Source organism: Chromohalobacter sp. HP20-39 (assembly GCF_033052815.1).
GTDB lineage: Bacteria > Pseudomonadota > Gammaproteobacteria > Pseudomonadales > Halomonadaceae > Chromohalobacter.
The window spans coordinates 1-256 of the sequence record NZ_JAWHTP010000880.1 but is presented as its reverse complement, the minus strand read 5'-3'; the positions used below and the strand labels follow the sequence as shown (position 1 = coordinate 256).

Genomic DNA, 256 nt, shown 5'->3' with positions numbered 1-256 from the left:
CCGCTTTGGTCACCGCTTCGGCCATGACGTGATTCGAAGCTTGTGCGAGAGAGGCTGCGAGACGCAGCACCTCCTGGGGTTCATAGCGGCTGCTGCACTCGATGTCGACCAGCCGCGCGTACCCTCCTGTGAGGGTCCCGGTCTTGTCGAAGAACAGGGTATCGGCCTGTGCGAGCCGTTCCAGGGCGCCGCCGCCCTTGATCAGAACGCCGCGCCAGGCACAACGCGACATGCCCGATACGATCGCCACCGGTAC

1 pseudogene is annotated in these 256 nt (G+C 64.8%); it reads right to left on the bottom strand.

The features are described from left to right. A pseudogene (locus RVY79_RS20490) lies at window positions 1–256 on the bottom strand (HAD family hydrolase); the annotation flags it as partial.